This window comes from uncultured Tenacibaculum sp. (assembly GCF_947494125.1).
GTDB lineage: Bacteria > Bacteroidota > Bacteroidia > Flavobacteriales > Flavobacteriaceae > Polaribacter.
Genome location: NZ_CANLTU010000001.1, coordinates 400,596 through 417,132, shown reverse-complemented (window position 1 = coordinate 417,132; position 16,537 = coordinate 400,596). Strand labels below are relative to the sequence as shown.

Here is a 16,537-nt window from a genome sequence, read left to right as displayed (position 1 = left end):
ATGGCTTTAGATTCAAAAGTACCAAAAGGTCCAATTAAAGATAAATGGACAACTTATAAAGACAAAATTGATTTAGTTAACCCTGCTAACAAACGTAACATTGATGTTATTGTAGTTGGTACAGGTTTAGCTGGTGGTTCTGCTTCAGCAACTTTAGCTGAATTAGGCTATAATGTTAAAGCATTTGCTTATCAAGATTCTCCACGTAGAGCACATTCGATTGCAGCACAGGGAGGAATTAATGCAGCAAAAAACTATCAAGGTGATGGTGATTCTTTTTACCGATTATTTTACGATACTGTAAAAGGTGGAGATTACCGTTCTCGTGAAGCTAACGTACATCGTTTAGCAGAAGTTTCTGCTGATATTATTGACCAATGTGTAGCACAAGGAGTTCCTTTTGCTCGTGAATATGGTGGGTTATTAGATAACCGTTCATTTGGTGGTGTATTAGTTTCAAGAACTTTTTATGCAAAAGGACAAACTGGTCAGCAGTTATTATTAGGTGCTTACTCTGCAATGAACCGTCAAATTGCTCGTGGTAAAATTGAAATGTTCAATCGTCACGAAATGTTAGATGTTGTTATTGTTGATGGAAAAGCTCGTGGAATTATCACTCGTAATTTAATTACTGGTGAAATCGAACGTCATTCAGCACACGCCGTTGTAATTGCAACTGGTGGATACGGAAATGTATATTTCTTATCAACCAATGCAATGGGTTCTAATGCAACTGCAGCTTGGAAAATTCATAAAAAAGGAGCGTATTTCGCAAATCCTTGTTATACACAAATTCACCCAACGTGTATTCCTCGTTCGGGAGACTACCAATCTAAGTTAACCTTAATGTCTGAATCATTACGTAATGATGGACGTATTTGGGTTCCTAAGAATATAGAAGATGTATTGGCAATTAGAGAAGGTCGTAAAAAGCCTACTGAATTGACTGAAGATGAAAGAGATTATTACTTAGAAAGAAGATATCCTGCATTTGGTAATTTAGTACCTCGTGATGTTGCCTCTCGTGCAGCAAAAGAGCGTTGTGATGCTGGTTACGGAGTAAATGCAACAGGAGAAGCTGTATACTTAGATTTTAAATCGGCAATCGATCGTTATGGTAGAGAGCAAGCAAAATTACAACACGTAACTAATCCTTCTGAAGCAAAAATATACGAATTAGGACAAGCTATCGTTGAAGCAAAATACGGTAACTTATTCCAAATGTATGAGAAGATTGTAGATGAAAATCCATATGAAACTCCAATGATGATTTATCCTGCAACACACTATACAATGGGTGGTGTTTGGGTTGATTATAACTTAATGACTACAGTTGATGGTTTATATTGTATAGGGGAAGCTAACTTCTCTGATCATGGTGCAAACCGTTTAGGAGCTTCTGCACTAATGCAAGGTTTAGCTGATGGTTATTTCGTATTACCTTATACAATTGGAGATTATTTATCTGATGATATTCGTACAGGTAAAATCTCAACAGATTCTAAAGAGTTTGAAGAAGCTGAGAAAGCAGTTAAAGAACGTGTAGATTTCTTTATCAATAATAAAGGAGAACATTCTGTAGATTATTACCACAAGAAATTAGGAAAAATCATGTGGGAAAAATGTGGAATGGCTCGTAACGAACAAGGTTTAAAAGAAGCAATGGCTGAAATTAAAGCGTTACGTGAAGATTTTTGGAAAAACGTTACTGTACCTGGTGATGCAAACGAAATGAACCCTGAATTAGAAAAAGCTGGAAGAGTAGCTGATTTCTTAGAGTTAGGAGAATTATTTGCAAAGGATGCATTAAATAGAAACGAGTCTTGTGGAGGTCACTTTAGAGAAGAATCTGTTGAATTAGACGGATTACAAAAAGGAGAAGCAAAACGTAACGATAAAGATTACGCATATGTTGCTGCTTGGGAATATAAAGGAGAACCTGCAAATGCAGTTTTACACAAAGAAGAATTAGAGTTTAACGATATTGAATTGAAACAACGTTCATATAAATAAGAAAGTATTATGAATCTTACTTTAAAAGTTTGGCGTCAAAAAAACGCAAGTGATAAAGGAAAAATGGTCGATTACCAAGTAACCGACATTTCTGAGCATATGTCTTTCTTAGAAATGATGGATGTGCTTAATGAGCAAATAATTAATAAAGGTGATGAACCTGTTGCTTTTGATCATGATTGTCGTGAGGGTATTTGTGGTATGTGTTCAATGTATATTAATGGTGAAGCTCACGGACCAGACAGAGGTGTAACTACTTGTCAGTTACACATGCGTATGTTTAAAGATGGTGATACTATTACTATTGAGCCATTTAGAGCTGCAGCATTTCCTGTAATTAAAGATTTAGTTGTTGATAGAACTTCTTTTGAACGTATACAACAAGCTGGTGGTTACATTTCTGTAAACACTTCAGGAAATACGCAAGATGCAAACGCAATTCCAATTCCTAAAAAAGATGCAGATGACGCTATGGATGCTGCAACTTGTATTGGTTGTGGTGCTTGTGTTGCTACCTGTAAAAACTCTTCTGCAATGTTATTTGTAGGTGCTAAAGTATCTCAATATGCTTTATTACCTCAAGGACAAGTAGAAGCTACAGATCGTGTTTTAAACATGGTAGCTCAAATGGATGCTGAAGGTTTTGGAAACTGTACTAATACTGGTGCTTGTGAAATTGAATGTCCTAAAGGAATTTCTTTAGAAAACATTGCTCGTATGAATAGTGAATTTATGAAAGCAAGTTTAAAAGGATAAACCTTTTTTATATAATATTTAAAAAACTCAAGCTAATAGCTTGAGTTTTTTTGTTGGTAAAACTTGTAACAAAAAATAAATTAAGATTACTTATATTGTAAGAGTAATCTATTAAAAAGAATCAAATGGGAATTTTCGATGAAATAAAAAAGAAACTAAGTCACGAGTTTATTGATATAATTGAATGGTTAGATAATACTAATGATACAATAGTTCATCGTTTTGAACGATACCAAAACGAAATTAAAAACGAAGCACAATTAATCGTTCGTGAAGGACAAGTAGCTGTGTTTATAAATGAAGGTCAATTAGCCGATGTATTTAAGCCAGGTACATATACCTTAAACACACAAAACTTACCCATATTAGCTACTTTAAAAGGTTGGAAGTATGGTTTTAATAGTCCTTTTAAAGCTGAGGTATATTTTGTTAGTTCTCGCTTGTTTACTGATGAAAAATGGGGAACGAAAAATCCAATTACATTAAATGATGATCGTTTTGGTTTTGTAGAAGTTAGAGCCTTTGGTACCTATGCCTTCAAAATTAACGATGCGGGTAAATTTATTACTGATATTGTTGGTACTGATAGTCATTTTACCAATTATGAAATTAACGAACATCTTAAAAGTTTAATTTCTACTCGTTTTACCGATACTATTGGAGAAGCTAATTTACCTATAGAATTATATGCTGCCAATACTAATGAATTATCGGAGACTTGCTTGGAAGTAATGAATCCAGAATTTAATTCGGTAGGTATATCATTAGAAAAGTTCTTCATTGAAAATGTTTCAATGCCTGAAGATCTTAAAAAAGAAATTTTTGAGTACAGTAGGCTTAATAAACTAGATTTAGATAAGTTAACTAAATTTAAAGCTGCTAAAGCAATGGAAGTAGCTGCTGCTAATGAATCTGGTGCTGCAGGTGCTGGTATAGGTATGGGTATGGGTTTTGCTATGGCTCAACAAATGGGAACATTATTTAACCAACAAACGCAAACAACTACAACCACCAACCAATCAACTCCAACTGGAGCTGTTCCTCCACCGTTACCAAATCAAGTACAGTATTTTTATGCTGCCAATGGTCAACAAGCTGGACCTGTTAATTATGATGCTTTAAAAAGCTTATTTGGAAATAGAACTATTAATGCAAATACATTAATTTGGAAACAAGGTATGACCAACTGGAGTAGTTTACAAAGTGTACCTGAATTACAAAACTTATTAGGTTCAGTTCCACCTCCATTACCAAATAATTAAAATAAAAATCTATAATTGAAACCTTACCTGTTATTGTAATAAATAACAGGTAGATTTTAACATCAATGAATCAAGAAACAATACAACATTCTGAACAAAAAAAACCATGTATTAACTGTGGCGCAGAGCTATTATATAAGCCCGGTTCTTCTGAAATTAAATGTGATTATTGCGGTTATGAAGAGACTATAGAAGAAACGGATTCTGTATTTGAAGAACTTGAACTGTATCCTTATTTAGATAAAATGGGAGCACAATCTCATACTGAAAAAATTAGTATGTTACATTGTAAGTCCTGTGGAGCAAATCAACATGTTGAAGAAAGTTACAAATCTTTACACTGTGTATATTGTAGTCAACCCTTAGTAGTAGAAGATGCTTATAATGAAGATTGGATTTTACCAGGAGCTATACTTCCTTTTCAATTAACACATAAGCAGTCTCATGAGATTTTCAGGAAATGGGTAAAAAGTTTATGGTTTGCTCCTAATAAACTTCAAAAAGCGGCTTTAGACCCTCAAAAAACTAAAGGGTTGTATGTTCCTTATTGGACTTTTGACGCTGAACTTTTTGCTAATTATATTGGACAGCGAGGAGATTATTATTACGTTACTGAAAGCTATAATACTACTGAAAATGGGAAAAGTGTAAGAAGAACAAGACAAGTAAGGAAAACTAGATGGACACCTGCTTCTGGTTCTGTAAGTGGCTTTATTGACGACACACTTATAAATGCTTCAAAAAAAAGAAACAATTCATTACCTAGCGAAATAGCAAATTGGAATTTAACTTCCTTAGAAACTTTTAACTCTAAATATTTAGCTGGTTTTATAACTGAAAAGTACACTTTACCTTTAGAAGATGGACATTTAAAATCTCAAACCGAAGCTGAAAATATTGCAACTAACTGGGCTTGCAGAGACATAGGTGGCGATACACAGCGTGTAAATAATATAGAAATGAAACTTTCTGAAGAGACTTTTAAACATATATTATTACCTGTTTATATATCTTCCTATATTTTTAATAGCAAGAAATTTAATTTTTATGTAAATGGACAAACTGGGATAATATCGGGTAATAGACCTTATTCTTTTTGGAAAATATTTTTTCTTGTTTTATTTATCATTCTAATCATCGCAATAATTATAATTGTATCTGATAAATAAAATGATACTATTTTAAATACCTATTAAAAAACCGAGTTAGTGATAACTCGGTTTTTCTACAAACAGTAAATTAAACTTTTTCTTTATTAAGTTTATCTTTACTAACAAACCCTTTAATTTTTAGCATTTTTCGTGATTTTTTTGCGTTTGACAGAATAGTTACCGCTTTTGAAAACCCTCCCATTCTCATTGTATCATACGATACTTCTATTTGCCCTTTTTCTCCTGGCATAATTGGCTTTTCAGGTTTCTTTGGTATTGCGCATCCGCAAGTAGATTTTATATCTTTAATTATTAAAGGAGCATTTCCTACGTTGGTAAATTCAAATACTCGCCTTCCTTCTGATCCTTGACTTATTTTTCCGTAATCTATTGATTCTGTTACAAATTTAAATTCCTGAGCACTTACAGTAACTGTAATAAAACAGATTACTAAAAAAGGTAAAATTGTTTTCATGTTTTTTGTTTTAAATTATTAAATCATTTCTTTTTTTATTTTCTCAATCATTTCCAAAGCAGTCTTATCGTTCGGTTTTAATTTTAAAACTTTGTCATAGTTTTTTAATGATTGTTCATAATCTTTAATTGTATAATAGGCTTCTCCCAAACTATCAAAAACATTATACTTATATGGATACATTTTAGTATTCAATTCAAATACAAATAAGGCTTTATCTATTTGTTTAGATCGTAATAATTTATATCCAAAAGTATTTAACTCTCTACTTCCCTTTGTAAATTCAGCAAATGAAACCATTAGTTTTTTCTCTTCTTTCTTTAATTCTTCTAATGTTTTAAGCTTCATTAATTTGTGTAAATTTTCAACTACTATGTATTGTGGAACATATCTTTCCCCATTAATAATAGTAAGAATGTCACGCTCAAAATCTTGCTTTGGATACTCAACAATTCTTCCCACTTCTTTATTATTCTTATAAAAAATAAATGTTGGTACTCTGTGAATATTCAACCCTTTCTCTTCTCCATTTGGTGATGCTTTATATGCTTCTGGTTTTCTATCAACTGCAATTACTTCTAAACCATTTTTATTAAACCCTGCTTTATCAAGTACTTTATAGAATTTTGGAATTTCTCGTTTGCTATCTCCGCACCAAGTACCATAGAATGCTTTGATTTTATAATTTTTAAGTGAATCTTTTAATTTATTGACTACTTTATCGTTAATAATATATTTATTATAGTTCTTCTGAAACCAAGAGAATTCTTTAGTTACAAAAGCTTTTTTGTTGGTTTTACCCAATAACATAAGTCTTCCTTTACTATCTTGAGTTGTTTGATTAATTTGCTGTGCATTACTTATACAGCTGATTAAAAGGAATGCATTTATTAATAGTTTTTTCATCTTTTTTAGAATTATGTTCGAATTTATTTGATTCTCATTCTAGAAAAAAACTTGAAGGATATTAAGCATATAAAACAGTATTAACAACAACTATATTTGTAAAAGCTGCATTTGATACTGGCTAAATAACCTTTCATACTTATTCTTTTGTTGAATGATGAAATTTTAGTTACTTACAAACCCTATGATTAAACTAAATAGAAAAAACAGTGTTGAGGCTTTAATTCATGTGCTTTTCTGGGCTTTATTTACATTTGTCTCACTATTTGTTTTCACACCCTATTATTGGGCTGAAAACCCTTTTTTGCAGTATTTTTTTATTCTTGTTGTAATTGTTTACACCAACAATCAAATTTTGCTACCTTTTTTTGTCAAAAAGAAATGGTACATACTATATAGTTTAATTTTTATTCTCATTTCTTTTTTAGCTACCCAACTATACTGTAATATTTTTACACGTTGTGGTTGTACAATTATGAAATGTTTAAGTGATTATTTATGGCAAACCTTAACTCCTCTTTTATTTTTCTCTTTTATATGGATGCTTTTTAGATATATTAATCAAACAGAAGAAGTTGAAAATATTAAACAAGAAAGAACCGAGATGGAGTTAAAATTTTTAAAATCGCAGATAAACCCTCACGTTTTATTTAATAATTTAAACACTATTTATTCATATTCACTTGAAAAACCTGATAATACCCCAGATTTAATTTTAAAATTATCTGATAACTTAAAACATGTTTTATATGAAAGTAATGCTGAAAAAGTAAGTTTAGATAAAGAAATACAGTTCATTAATAATTATGTTACTTTTCATAAAATTAGAACAGAAGGTTTAAAACAAATTAACTATCATACCTCTGTAGATAAAGATGATTATACGATAGCTCCACTTTTATTAATTACTATTATTGAAAATGCTTTTAAACACAGCTCTATAAATAGTGTTATTACTATTGAAATCAATGTAAAAAACAACGTGTTAACTTGTGTTTCTAAAAATAGTTTTAATGATAAATTAATTACAAATTCAAATGCTATAGGCTTAGAAAATTTAAAAAAACGACTAAACTTATTATATAAAGATAAATATCAATTAGAAATTGATCGTGCTAATATTTTTACAACATCATTAATTCTAAATTTAAATTAATCTGGAATGAATTGTATTATTATTGAAGATGAACTTCCTGCTCAAAATATTTTAAAGAACTATATTCGTAAAGTGCCTGATATTTGTTTGATAAAAACTTTTCAAACCGCTATTGATGCAAACAACTTTTTAAAAAGTGAAACTGTAGATGTTATTTTTTTAGATATTAATTTACCTGATATTTCTGGATTAGATTTTATAAAAACAATTAAAAATCCTCCTAAAGTAGTTATTACTACTGCATACCCGGATTATGCAGTTTCAAGTTTTGAACTAGACACTATTGTTGATTATTTAGTGAAACCCTTTTCTTTTGATCGTTTTTTAAAAGCTATAACTAAGGTTGAAAAAAATTTAAATCATCAAGAGATAAAACAGGAAAAAGCTCTTTTTTTAAACATCGATAAAACAATACATAAAGTATATATATCGGATATATTATACTTAGAATCTGATAGAAACTATATTACTTTTTATACTTCTGCCAAAAAATTAACTATTATTGATTCTCTTAAAAACTGGAAACTTTCTTTAGATTCTAATCAATTTGTACAAATTCACAAATCGTACATTGTAAACACAAAAAAAATAGATAAACTTACCGGAACAAGTTTATCTATTAATAATATTTCTCTTCCTATTGGAAGAACTTATAAAAATATGATTAAAGCTATTTTAAAATAACTTTAACTCTAGTGTTATCTTTATTTCCAAGTATTAACTGCATCAGCTCCACCCCAAATTACAGTAGCTAAATATGGGTTATCTATTATTGGATTTCTATTTCCTTGTGCACCCTTAACTACATTATTACGATTTTTTTCAAAATCAGATACTGGGTCTTCAATATTCCATTGCAATAATAAATCAATCATATTACTATCAGATGAATTAGCTGACCCAACGATTACGTTTTTAGGTAAACATTGATTTCCATAACGTAAATACATATACATGATCATACGTGCTACATCTCCTTTCCATTCTTCTCCAGGATACCAATTTCCAGACACATCTCCAGCATTACCCGATCCAGCGGCAAATAATTTATTTCCTCTTTGAGAGTTAAAAGATACATCTGATGGTCTTAAGTGATGTGCATCTGCACCTGGACCAGAAGTACCTAAATTAGGAGTTCCTAAAGATTTAGGATATACATGCTCTCTGTTCCAATCTCCAGAATTACCTCCGTTAGCATCTTTACTACGTGATCTATCGTTAACAGTATTTCCATCAGTATCATCATATCCATAAACTAAAAGAACCTTTGTATTATCACTAGGGTCTAAATCTGATTGTTTTAAAACATCCCAAACTCCTGGAGTATAAGATAAATTTGTTGTGTGTGTACTTGTTATTTTTGTTGCTAAAGCATCTTTTAATGACGTTCCTGTTAAAGTAAAATTCACGTCGTTATAATAACTTGCTAATTCTGAAGGAATATTAAAATTTCCTGAATTATTAGAATTACCAGATCCTGTTTTTACTGTTATGGTAATAGTAGCGGTAGCACAACTTGTTGCTGTAATAGTACTACAAATTGTGTATTTAAAAGAGTCATTCCCTATAAAACCTTGAGCTGGTGTATACGTAAACTCATTTCCGTTTTGAGTTATTTTCCCATTTTTTAATGAAGTAGCTTCTACAGTTACCTTAACATTTCCTTGTTTATAAGTATCATTTGATAAGAAGTTACTTATTACTTTTGCTGTGTTTTCTTCTCCTTGATAAGAATCATTTACAGCTAAAACCTTATCGTCTGGTGTAGGAACCACTTCATTATCATTTCCTCCACAATTAATATATAAAAGAGTAATAAACCCTAACATTAATATTCTTTTCATCATTATATGTACTATTTTAAAAATTTACTTAATTATTATTTTATCGTGTACTTTAGTTGGTATATTATCATTCCACTCGGTTAATATATCAGTAGCTACACTTGCTCCACTACCTGCTGCTATAGCAAATTGACTTCGCCATCCAGCTAAAGTTCCGCAAACATACAAACCTTTTTTTATTAGATGGTTAAAATTACGCAATTGTATTCTGTCTTTCATTGCATTAGCCCTCATATGAGGCTCTATATACTGCTCAAGGCCTGCAATTTCAAAAGGTTTAGAATAATTTAAAGCTACAACAACATTCTTACTAAAGTATTCATTTTTATTAGTTACTACTTTATACAATTCTTCTCCATCATCTAAAACAGCTATTACTTTTTCGTTTTCTAATTGGGCTACGTTGGAATATTCTGTTCTTAACTGCTCTTTCCCTTGTGCTAAAATATCTTTTCCTAATGTTCCAGATGGTAAACCCAAAACATTATTAAATAAAGCATTTTGCAAATGAGAAGTCCGTTGATGTAAGATTATTCCTATTTTCTTATCCTTACAGTAAATCTTATTTTGAGCAGATCCTAAAACCAGAGCACATTGCATTCCTGCAACTCCTCCTCCAATAATTAAAACGTCAAAAATCATCTAGGCTAATAATACTTTTATATTCGTTGCAAATAATTTTACCGCTATTGCTAATAAAATTACTCCAAAAATCTTTCTAATAATTTTAATTCCGTTGTTACCTATCATTTTTTCAATTTTAGAAGATGTTTTTAGTACTAAATAAATTACTAACACATTTAATAAGACTGCTATAATGATGTTTGTTATGTCAAATTCAGCACGTAACGATAAAAGTGTTGTTAAACTACCTGGACCAGCGATTAATGGAAATGCAAGTGGAAAAACAGTTGCTGTTAACGTTTCATCTTCATCATCTTTGTATAAAGTAATTCCTAAAATCATCTCTAAAGCAATAAAAAATAAAATAAATGCTCCTGCAACTGCAAAAGAATGTACATCTATGCCAATTAAACTTAATAATCTTTCTCCTACGAATAAGAATAAAATCATAATAAAACCAGCTATTACAGAGGCTTTTTCGGATTGAATATGACCTACTTTTTTACGTAAGTCAATAATTATAGGAATGTTTCCAATAATATCAATTACTGCAAACAATACCATAAAGGCGGTAAAAATTTCTTTAAAATTAAAATTCATATTATATTGTTTTTCGTGTACAAAATTAGATAAGTAATGTTACAATCTAGTATTTTTGCATCTAAATTTACGTGAAGTTAATGTAAACTTCCAACTTTAAATATCTTTTATGTTTCAATTAGGAAAAACCATCGTTTCAGAAGATCTTATAGAAAAAGATTTTGTTTGTAATTTATCAGCATGTAAGGGTGCTTGTTGTATTGATGGTGATGCTGGTGCACCATTAGAAGAAGAAGAAACAAAAATTTTAGAAGACATATATCCAAAAATTAAACCTTTTCTTCGTAAAGAAGGTATTGAGGCAATTGAGAAACAAGGAACTTGGATTACAAGTGATTTTGGTGAATTGGAAACTCCTCTTATTAATGATGCAGATTGTGCTTATGTAATCTTTGATGATAAAAACACCGCTCTTTGTGCTATAGAAGAAGCTTATAATCAAGGAATCGTAAAATGGAAGAAGCCAGTTTCTTGCCATTTATACCCAGTTCGTGTTAAAGATTATAGTGAGTTCTCTGCAGTTAACTATAACAAATGGGAAATATGTGATGATGCATGTTCTTTAGGAAAAGAATTACAGGTACCTGTTTATAAATTTGTAAAACAGGCTTTAGTAAGAAAGTTTGGTCAAAACTGGTATGACGAGTTAGAAAAAATGGCTGAAAAGCATTTAAAATAAAAAAGAGGTGATTTAAAAATCACCTCTTTTTTTATCTATATAATTAAAGTATTGTATTAATTTACTTTAAAACTCCATATTTGTCCAATTGATTTTGCTCCTGAATCATCAATTGTATTTACTTTCCAGTAATACGTTTTTCCACTTACAACTGTAACATCATGTGTGTTTGTTGTTAGAAGATCTCCATCTTTAGTTTGTGGATCAGCGTCTTCTCCAAAATATACATCATACTTTAAAGTATCTCCTGTATTTGAATCAGCACCTTTCCATTTTAAACTAACAGTAGTACCAGAAACTGAACTATCCATAGCTGGACTTGTTAATTCAGCTGTAAATGGTGCTATATTAACTGTTCCTGTTCCTTTTGTATAAAAAGCAAACACGGAAGAAGCATCTCCAGATTTCCCTTTACTATCAGTAGCAGTTACTCGCCAATAATGAGCTACTCCTTTATCTAATGTAATAAGAACTTGAGATGTACTAGCTGTTTCAGTTTTAATTATATTAGACATATCTCTATTTTTAGAGATTTCTACTTTATAAGTAACATTATCATTATTAGGGTCTGTAGCATCACTCCAATCAAAAGTAATACTATTTTCTATACATAATAAATTTTCTGTAGGATATACTAAATCTACTTTACTTGGAGCGTCGTTAACTACTTCTCCTCCTCCACTTGAACTACTTCCACCTCCACAGGCTACGAATAATGGAATTGAAAATAATGCTATATTTTTTATTGCTTTTCTCATTATTTTAAGATTTTAAAAGTATTAGTTTTATCTGCTCCTATTTTAAGAATATAAATTCCTGATTTAAAGTTACTGAATGGAATTGATAATTCATTCCCTTGTTTTTCAATCTTCTTATTTATTACTGTTTTACCAGTAACATCATAAATTAATACATCTAAATTTGACGCACTATCTGAAGGAAGAATTAATTTAATAAAATCAGTTACAGGGTTTTCTCTTAAGAAAATATTGTTTATTGATGTTTTAAACACTCCTTCACAAGATTTAGCTGTCTTAACTTCTAAAACTCCACTTCCTTGAACTTTAACATTAAATGTAGATACATTATATGTATTTATTAAATTACCATTTAAGTAAACATTATAAGGAGCTGTACCTGAACTAATGCTAAATGTATAATCTCTTGACTGTTGGTTTTTAGCAACTTTTAATGCAACTGTACTTGCTTTGATTATATTAATCTCAAAACATTGTGTATAATTTTTACCATCTATTTTAACACAAACTTCGTAACTAGCTGGTTTTAAATTTTCAAAAGTTAATGATGTTCCTGTTAATGCTTTTGTTTCATCTTTTCCATCTCCTTTTATAGTTACCGTATAACTTACAAATGTTTGTTTAACATTTACAGTAATTTTCCCATCATTTTGGTCTACACATGTTTCAGATATCGTTTCAATAGAAATATTATCAGGATTTAAATAACTAGTATCACAAACATCTCCTACTCCATCATTATTTCCATCTTCTTGACCTGCATTCTTTGTATTAATACAATTATCTACATCATCCATTACTCCATCTCCATCTGTATCTTGACATGCATCTCCTACGCCATTTCCGTCAGTATCCTTTTGGTCTGCATTCGAATTTGTTGGACAGTTATCTACATCGTCAATTACACCATCTCCATCTGTATCTTGACATACATCTCCTACGCCATTTCCATCAGTATCCTTTTGGTCTGCATTTGCAACAGTTGGGCAATTATCATTAATATCTAATATACCATCTCCATCGGTATCTTGACATGCATCTCCTACACCATTTCCATCAGTATCCTTTTGATCTGCATTTGCAACAGTTGGGCAATTATCTACATTGTCTTTTACACCATCTCCATCAGTATCTTGACATGCATCTCCTATTCCATTTCCATCTGCATCTGCTTGGTCTGCATTAGCAATAGAAACACAATTGTCTACATTATCCATTATACCATCTCCATCGGTATCTTGACACACATCTCCTACACCATTTCCATCAGTATCTTTTTGATCTGCATTTGATGTTGAAGGACAATTATCTACTCCATTTAAAACTCCATCTCCATCATCATCTCCATTTGGATCTGATACAAACTTCCCAGAGAAAACTCCCCTACCATACGTTGCTGCAAAAACAGTATTATCATCTCGTAAATCTAAATCTAATACAGGTACATAACTCATTCCATTATATGATTGAGTCCATGTTGGTGCTGCTGCATTAAAATTTTTCGTTTTCCAAACACCTAAAACTGTTCCAATAATTACTTCATTAGTTGTTACTGGATTTTGTAAAATAGATTTTACTGGAATATCTGGTAAATTACCTTCTTTATTTAACCAATTTGTTCCTCCATCATTAGTAAACCAAATACTTGTAACACCATAATTGTGCATTGTAACAAATATTTCGTTCTCATTCTCACCAAATTCGATATCTGAAACTGACCCTACAAAATTTGGACCTGTAATTTCCGACCATTCTCCTGTACCAATATTTGCATTTTTAACTTTTAAAAGTTTTCCATTCTTAAGTCCTACAAATAAATTACTAGCTGTAGTTGTATAAGGTGATACTTTTAAAGCTGATGGCTCAGAGTTCATCAACGCATCTGTTAAATTAGTTTTTATAATTATTGACAATAAATCTGAATACCTTCTAATAGTATTACCTAAGTCTGATGTATAATTTGAATACAGTATATTTAAATTTGAATCTAACTCTTCTTGATTTATAAAATCACCATTAGATGAACCTTCACTATTAATCGTTATATTAACATTTGGATCTACCTTATGTAAAACTATTGACTGATTATAAACATAATTTGAAATAAAATATTTATCCGTTCCGTCGGTATCAAAGAAACTTGCTGCTCCATCTCCTCCGGCTGCTCTAATAGAACTATTTATTCCTGCACTAGCTTTTTCAACTAATTGAGTACCGTTATCTTGAGCACCAGCAACAAAATATTCATCTCCTCCAAAAGCAGTTGTCGGTGCAACTCCTAATGTATAAAATTGAAGTGTATTATAATTATTGTTACGAGCATCAATAGTACCTCCTGAGTTATTAGTGTAATACACTCCTCCATCGTTTCCAAACACCATTTTTGATGATGAAGCAAACGCTAAACCATGTTGATCGGCATGAACTACAGATACTGATAAAACAGCTAAATTATTGTTATTTGACCATTTTGATATTTGATCCCATGTAGTTCCTCCATTAGTTGATTTAAATAAATCAATACCACCAACATAAACAACATCTTCATTATTTGGATCAACTTTTAGTAATAAGTCATAAAACGCTTGACCTCTGGTAAAATCATTTGCAGGAATACCGTTATCTGCATCATTTGGTAATGCTAAATCGTTTACACTTGCAAAGTCATTACTTGTTTTAAACATTTTTACTGGTGAACCAGAAGTACTTGTTTGGGCTAAAATATATACTACTCCTGGATTTGTAGGTGATGTAGCTATCTCTGTTCTATTACCATCTGTTACTGTATGTTTCAAACTAAAGTTTGTACCATCAGTAGATTTAAAAATAGCTCCTCCACCGTTTCCATATGCGAAACTTTGAATTGTACTTAAGTAAATTGAATTATCTGAACCAAGTTCTAAATTGTTAGGCTCATAATCACTTCCTGTAGAAGTTTTTGGAACATTAACTTTTGCAAAATTAGTACCATCAGTAGACTTATATAACCCAAAACTATCAGCTCCTATAGCAGCTCCTCCAGTGTAACCAGATTCTCCTGCAGCAACATAAACTTCTGATGTTCCTCCGTTATTTCTAACAATAACATCATTAATATGATGAACCCCTGGTACAATTAACGCATTCGTTGCATTGTCTTTTCCTTTTGTTAAAGTTACATTTACTGCTCCTGATGTCAATGCATTAATCATTGCTTCACCATCTGTTTTTGGTGTCATAACTGCAGGAATAGTAATTGTAGTATCATCTCCTCCCATCGCAATTGGGTTACCGTCAACATTGTTAACCATAACTACAGCAATTGCTCCAGCAGTTTCAGCTCTTTTAACTTTTTCGTCAAAATTACAACTACCTCTTCTTATTATAGCTATTTTCCCATTAATTGCAGCTCCATTAACAAGATCAGAACAAGCATCACTTGTTGGGGCTGTATCATCTTCAACCAAAACTAAGTCTGCTGTTACAGGTGCACTCAAATCACCTCCAAAAGCAGTTGCTAATGTTGAAATATATACTCCAGCTATTGATGCTGGTGAATTTACAGTTACTGTAGAATTAGCATCTAAATATGTTGCTCCTGAAACTCCTCCAAATACGTTTGTCCAAGAGTTTCCTCCATCAGTAGATTTCCATAAACCATCTCCATTCACATCTCCATTTACATAAGACTCTCCTGTACCTACATAAAAAGTTTTTGAATCATTTGGGTCTACTGCAATACACGAAACTGACAAGTTTTCTGGAATACCTATACGTACCCATTTATTTGCTGGGTCAGAAATTTTTGTATTTTTCCATAAACCTCCAGAAACTCCTCCTGCAAAAACTGTTTCGTTTGTTGCATCATTAGGGTCAAACAATAATGCTCTTGTTCTTCCTCCTACATTATCTGGTCCTCTCTCTATCCAAGGATTCGTAGCTTCACCTGGAACTTTTTGTCCAGCTCTAAGTTTACTTAATTGCTCTCGAAGTTTAAATACATTTTCTTTGTGTGTTTTTCCTGTATTAGGGTTTATTTCACTTAAATATTTTTGTTCGAAATAAGCATTCGGTGGCAAACCTTGTGCTTTTCTTTCTTTTTTTGGTAACTCTCCCGTTTTTTGATAAGGGTGGTTTTTTAAAAATTCTGCATGTTGTTTTCTTAATTTTTCAACTTCAGAATCCTTTGAATTCAAAGTTTTAAAAACAACACCACTTATAGCTATAAGTAATAAGCTAAAAAAAAGTATTTTTTTATTCATAATAAGGTTATTTGTAACACGTATAACAGGCTTGGTTTGTTTTTCCCTACCTTTTTTTTAAAAAAAAGCTAA

Annotated in this window: 14 protein-coding genes; 7 read left to right on the top strand and 7 right to left on the bottom strand. The window is 31.2% G+C overall.

Going from position 1 to position 16,537, the window contains the following annotated elements; all coding sequences use genetic code 11:
- From Q0881_RS01825 to Q0881_RS01810, 4 genes are all read left to right on the top strand, one after another.
- Nucleotides 1-2,013 (top strand): fumarate reductase/succinate dehydrogenase flavoprotein subunit, encoded by a 2,013-nt coding sequence (locus Q0881_RS01825; RefSeq protein ID WP_299156397.1) that lies wholly within the window; start codon nt 1-3, stop codon nt 2,011-2,013.
- Between the two features lie 9 nt (nt 2,014-2,022).
- Nucleotides 2,023-2,769 carry a succinate dehydrogenase/fumarate reductase iron-sulfur subunit gene (locus tag Q0881_RS01820; protein WP_299156396.1) on the top strand — a complete coding sequence of 249 codons (747 nt, stop codon included), beginning with the start codon at nt 2,023-2,025 and terminating at the stop codon, nt 2,767-2,769.
- A 125-nt stretch (nt 2,770-2,894) separates the two neighbouring features.
- Nucleotides 2,895-4,031, top strand: a complete 1,137-nt coding sequence (locus Q0881_RS01815) for an SPFH domain-containing protein (protein ID WP_299156395.1) — start codon at nt 2,895-2,897, stop codon at nt 4,029-4,031.
- Between the two features lie 65 nt (nt 4,032-4,096).
- Nucleotides 4,097-5,200 carry a DNA helicase PriA gene (locus Q0881_RS01810; RefSeq protein WP_299156394.1) on the top strand — a complete coding sequence of 368 codons (1,104 nt, stop codon included), beginning with the start codon at nt 4,097-4,099 and terminating at the stop codon, nt 5,198-5,200.
- Nucleotides 5,201-5,270: 70 nt separating this feature from the next.
- Here the strand turns inward: Q0881_RS01810 and Q0881_RS01805 are convergent, their stop codons facing one another.
- Nucleotides 5,271-5,657 (bottom strand): DUF1573 domain-containing protein, encoded by a 387-nt coding sequence (locus tag Q0881_RS01805; protein ID WP_299156393.1) that lies wholly within the window; start codon nt 5,655-5,657, stop codon nt 5,271-5,273.
- Nucleotides 5,658-5,675: 18 nt separating this feature from the next.
- Nucleotides 5,676-6,563: a thioredoxin family protein gene (locus Q0881_RS01800; RefSeq protein WP_299156391.1), complete on the bottom strand. Its 888-nt coding sequence runs from the start codon at nt 6,561-6,563 to the stop codon at nt 5,676-5,678.
- 475 nt (nt 6,564-7,038) lie between these two features.
- On the opposite strand from Q0881_RS01800, the gene Q0881_RS01795 reads away from it, so the two are divergent.
- Nucleotides 7,039-7,719: a histidine kinase gene (locus Q0881_RS01795; RefSeq protein WP_299156389.1), complete on the top strand. Its 681-nt coding sequence runs from the start codon at nt 7,039-7,041 to the stop codon at nt 7,717-7,719.
- Nucleotides 7,720-7,725: 6 nt separating this feature from the next.
- Nucleotides 7,726-8,403 carry a LytTR family DNA-binding domain-containing protein gene (locus Q0881_RS01790; protein ID WP_299156387.1) on the top strand — a complete coding sequence of 226 codons (678 nt, stop codon included), beginning with the start codon at nt 7,726-7,728 and terminating at the stop codon, nt 8,401-8,403.
- A 20-nt stretch (nt 8,404-8,423) separates the two neighbouring features.
- Here the strand turns inward: Q0881_RS01790 and Q0881_RS01785 are convergent, their stop codons facing one another.
- Genes Q0881_RS01785 through Q0881_RS01775 form a run of 3 tightly spaced genes read right to left on the bottom strand, consistent with a single transcriptional unit; the run spans nt 8,424 to nt 10,787 of the window.
- A complete protein-coding gene (locus Q0881_RS01785) occupies nt 8,424-9,566 on the bottom strand; it encodes an endonuclease (protein ID WP_299156386.1) in 1,143 nt (380 codons plus the stop codon).
- Nucleotides 9,567-9,587: 21 nt separating this feature from the next.
- A complete protein-coding gene (locus Q0881_RS01780) occupies nt 9,588-10,205 on the bottom strand; it encodes an FAD-dependent oxidoreductase (RefSeq protein ID WP_299156384.1) in 618 nt (205 codons plus the stop codon).
- The gene (locus Q0881_RS01775) at nt 10,206-10,787 is read right to left on the bottom strand and encodes a MarC family protein (RefSeq protein WP_299156382.1); all 582 of its coding nucleotides are present in this window, start codon (nt 10,785-10,787) and stop codon (nt 10,206-10,208) included.
- A gap of 109 nt (nt 10,788-10,896) precedes the next feature.
- Between Q0881_RS01775 and Q0881_RS01770 the strand changes: the two genes are divergently transcribed.
- Nucleotides 10,897-11,466, top strand: a complete 570-nt coding sequence (locus Q0881_RS01770) for a DUF3109 family protein (protein ID WP_299156380.1) — start codon at nt 10,897-10,899, stop codon at nt 11,464-11,466.
- A gap of 56 nt (nt 11,467-11,522) precedes the next feature.
- Here the strand turns inward: Q0881_RS01770 and Q0881_RS01765 are convergent, their stop codons facing one another.
- Nucleotides 11,523-12,224 (bottom strand): hypothetical protein, encoded by a 702-nt coding sequence (locus tag Q0881_RS01765; RefSeq protein ID WP_299156378.1) that lies wholly within the window; start codon nt 12,222-12,224, stop codon nt 11,523-11,525.
- Nucleotides 12,224-16,465: a thrombospondin type 3 repeat-containing protein gene (locus Q0881_RS01760; RefSeq protein ID WP_299156376.1), complete on the bottom strand. Its 4,242-nt coding sequence runs from the start codon at nt 16,463-16,465 to the stop codon at nt 12,224-12,226. The genes Q0881_RS01765 and Q0881_RS01760 overlap by 1 nt, the downstream gene beginning before the upstream one ends.
- Between the last annotated feature and the right edge of the window lie 72 nt (nt 16,466-16,537).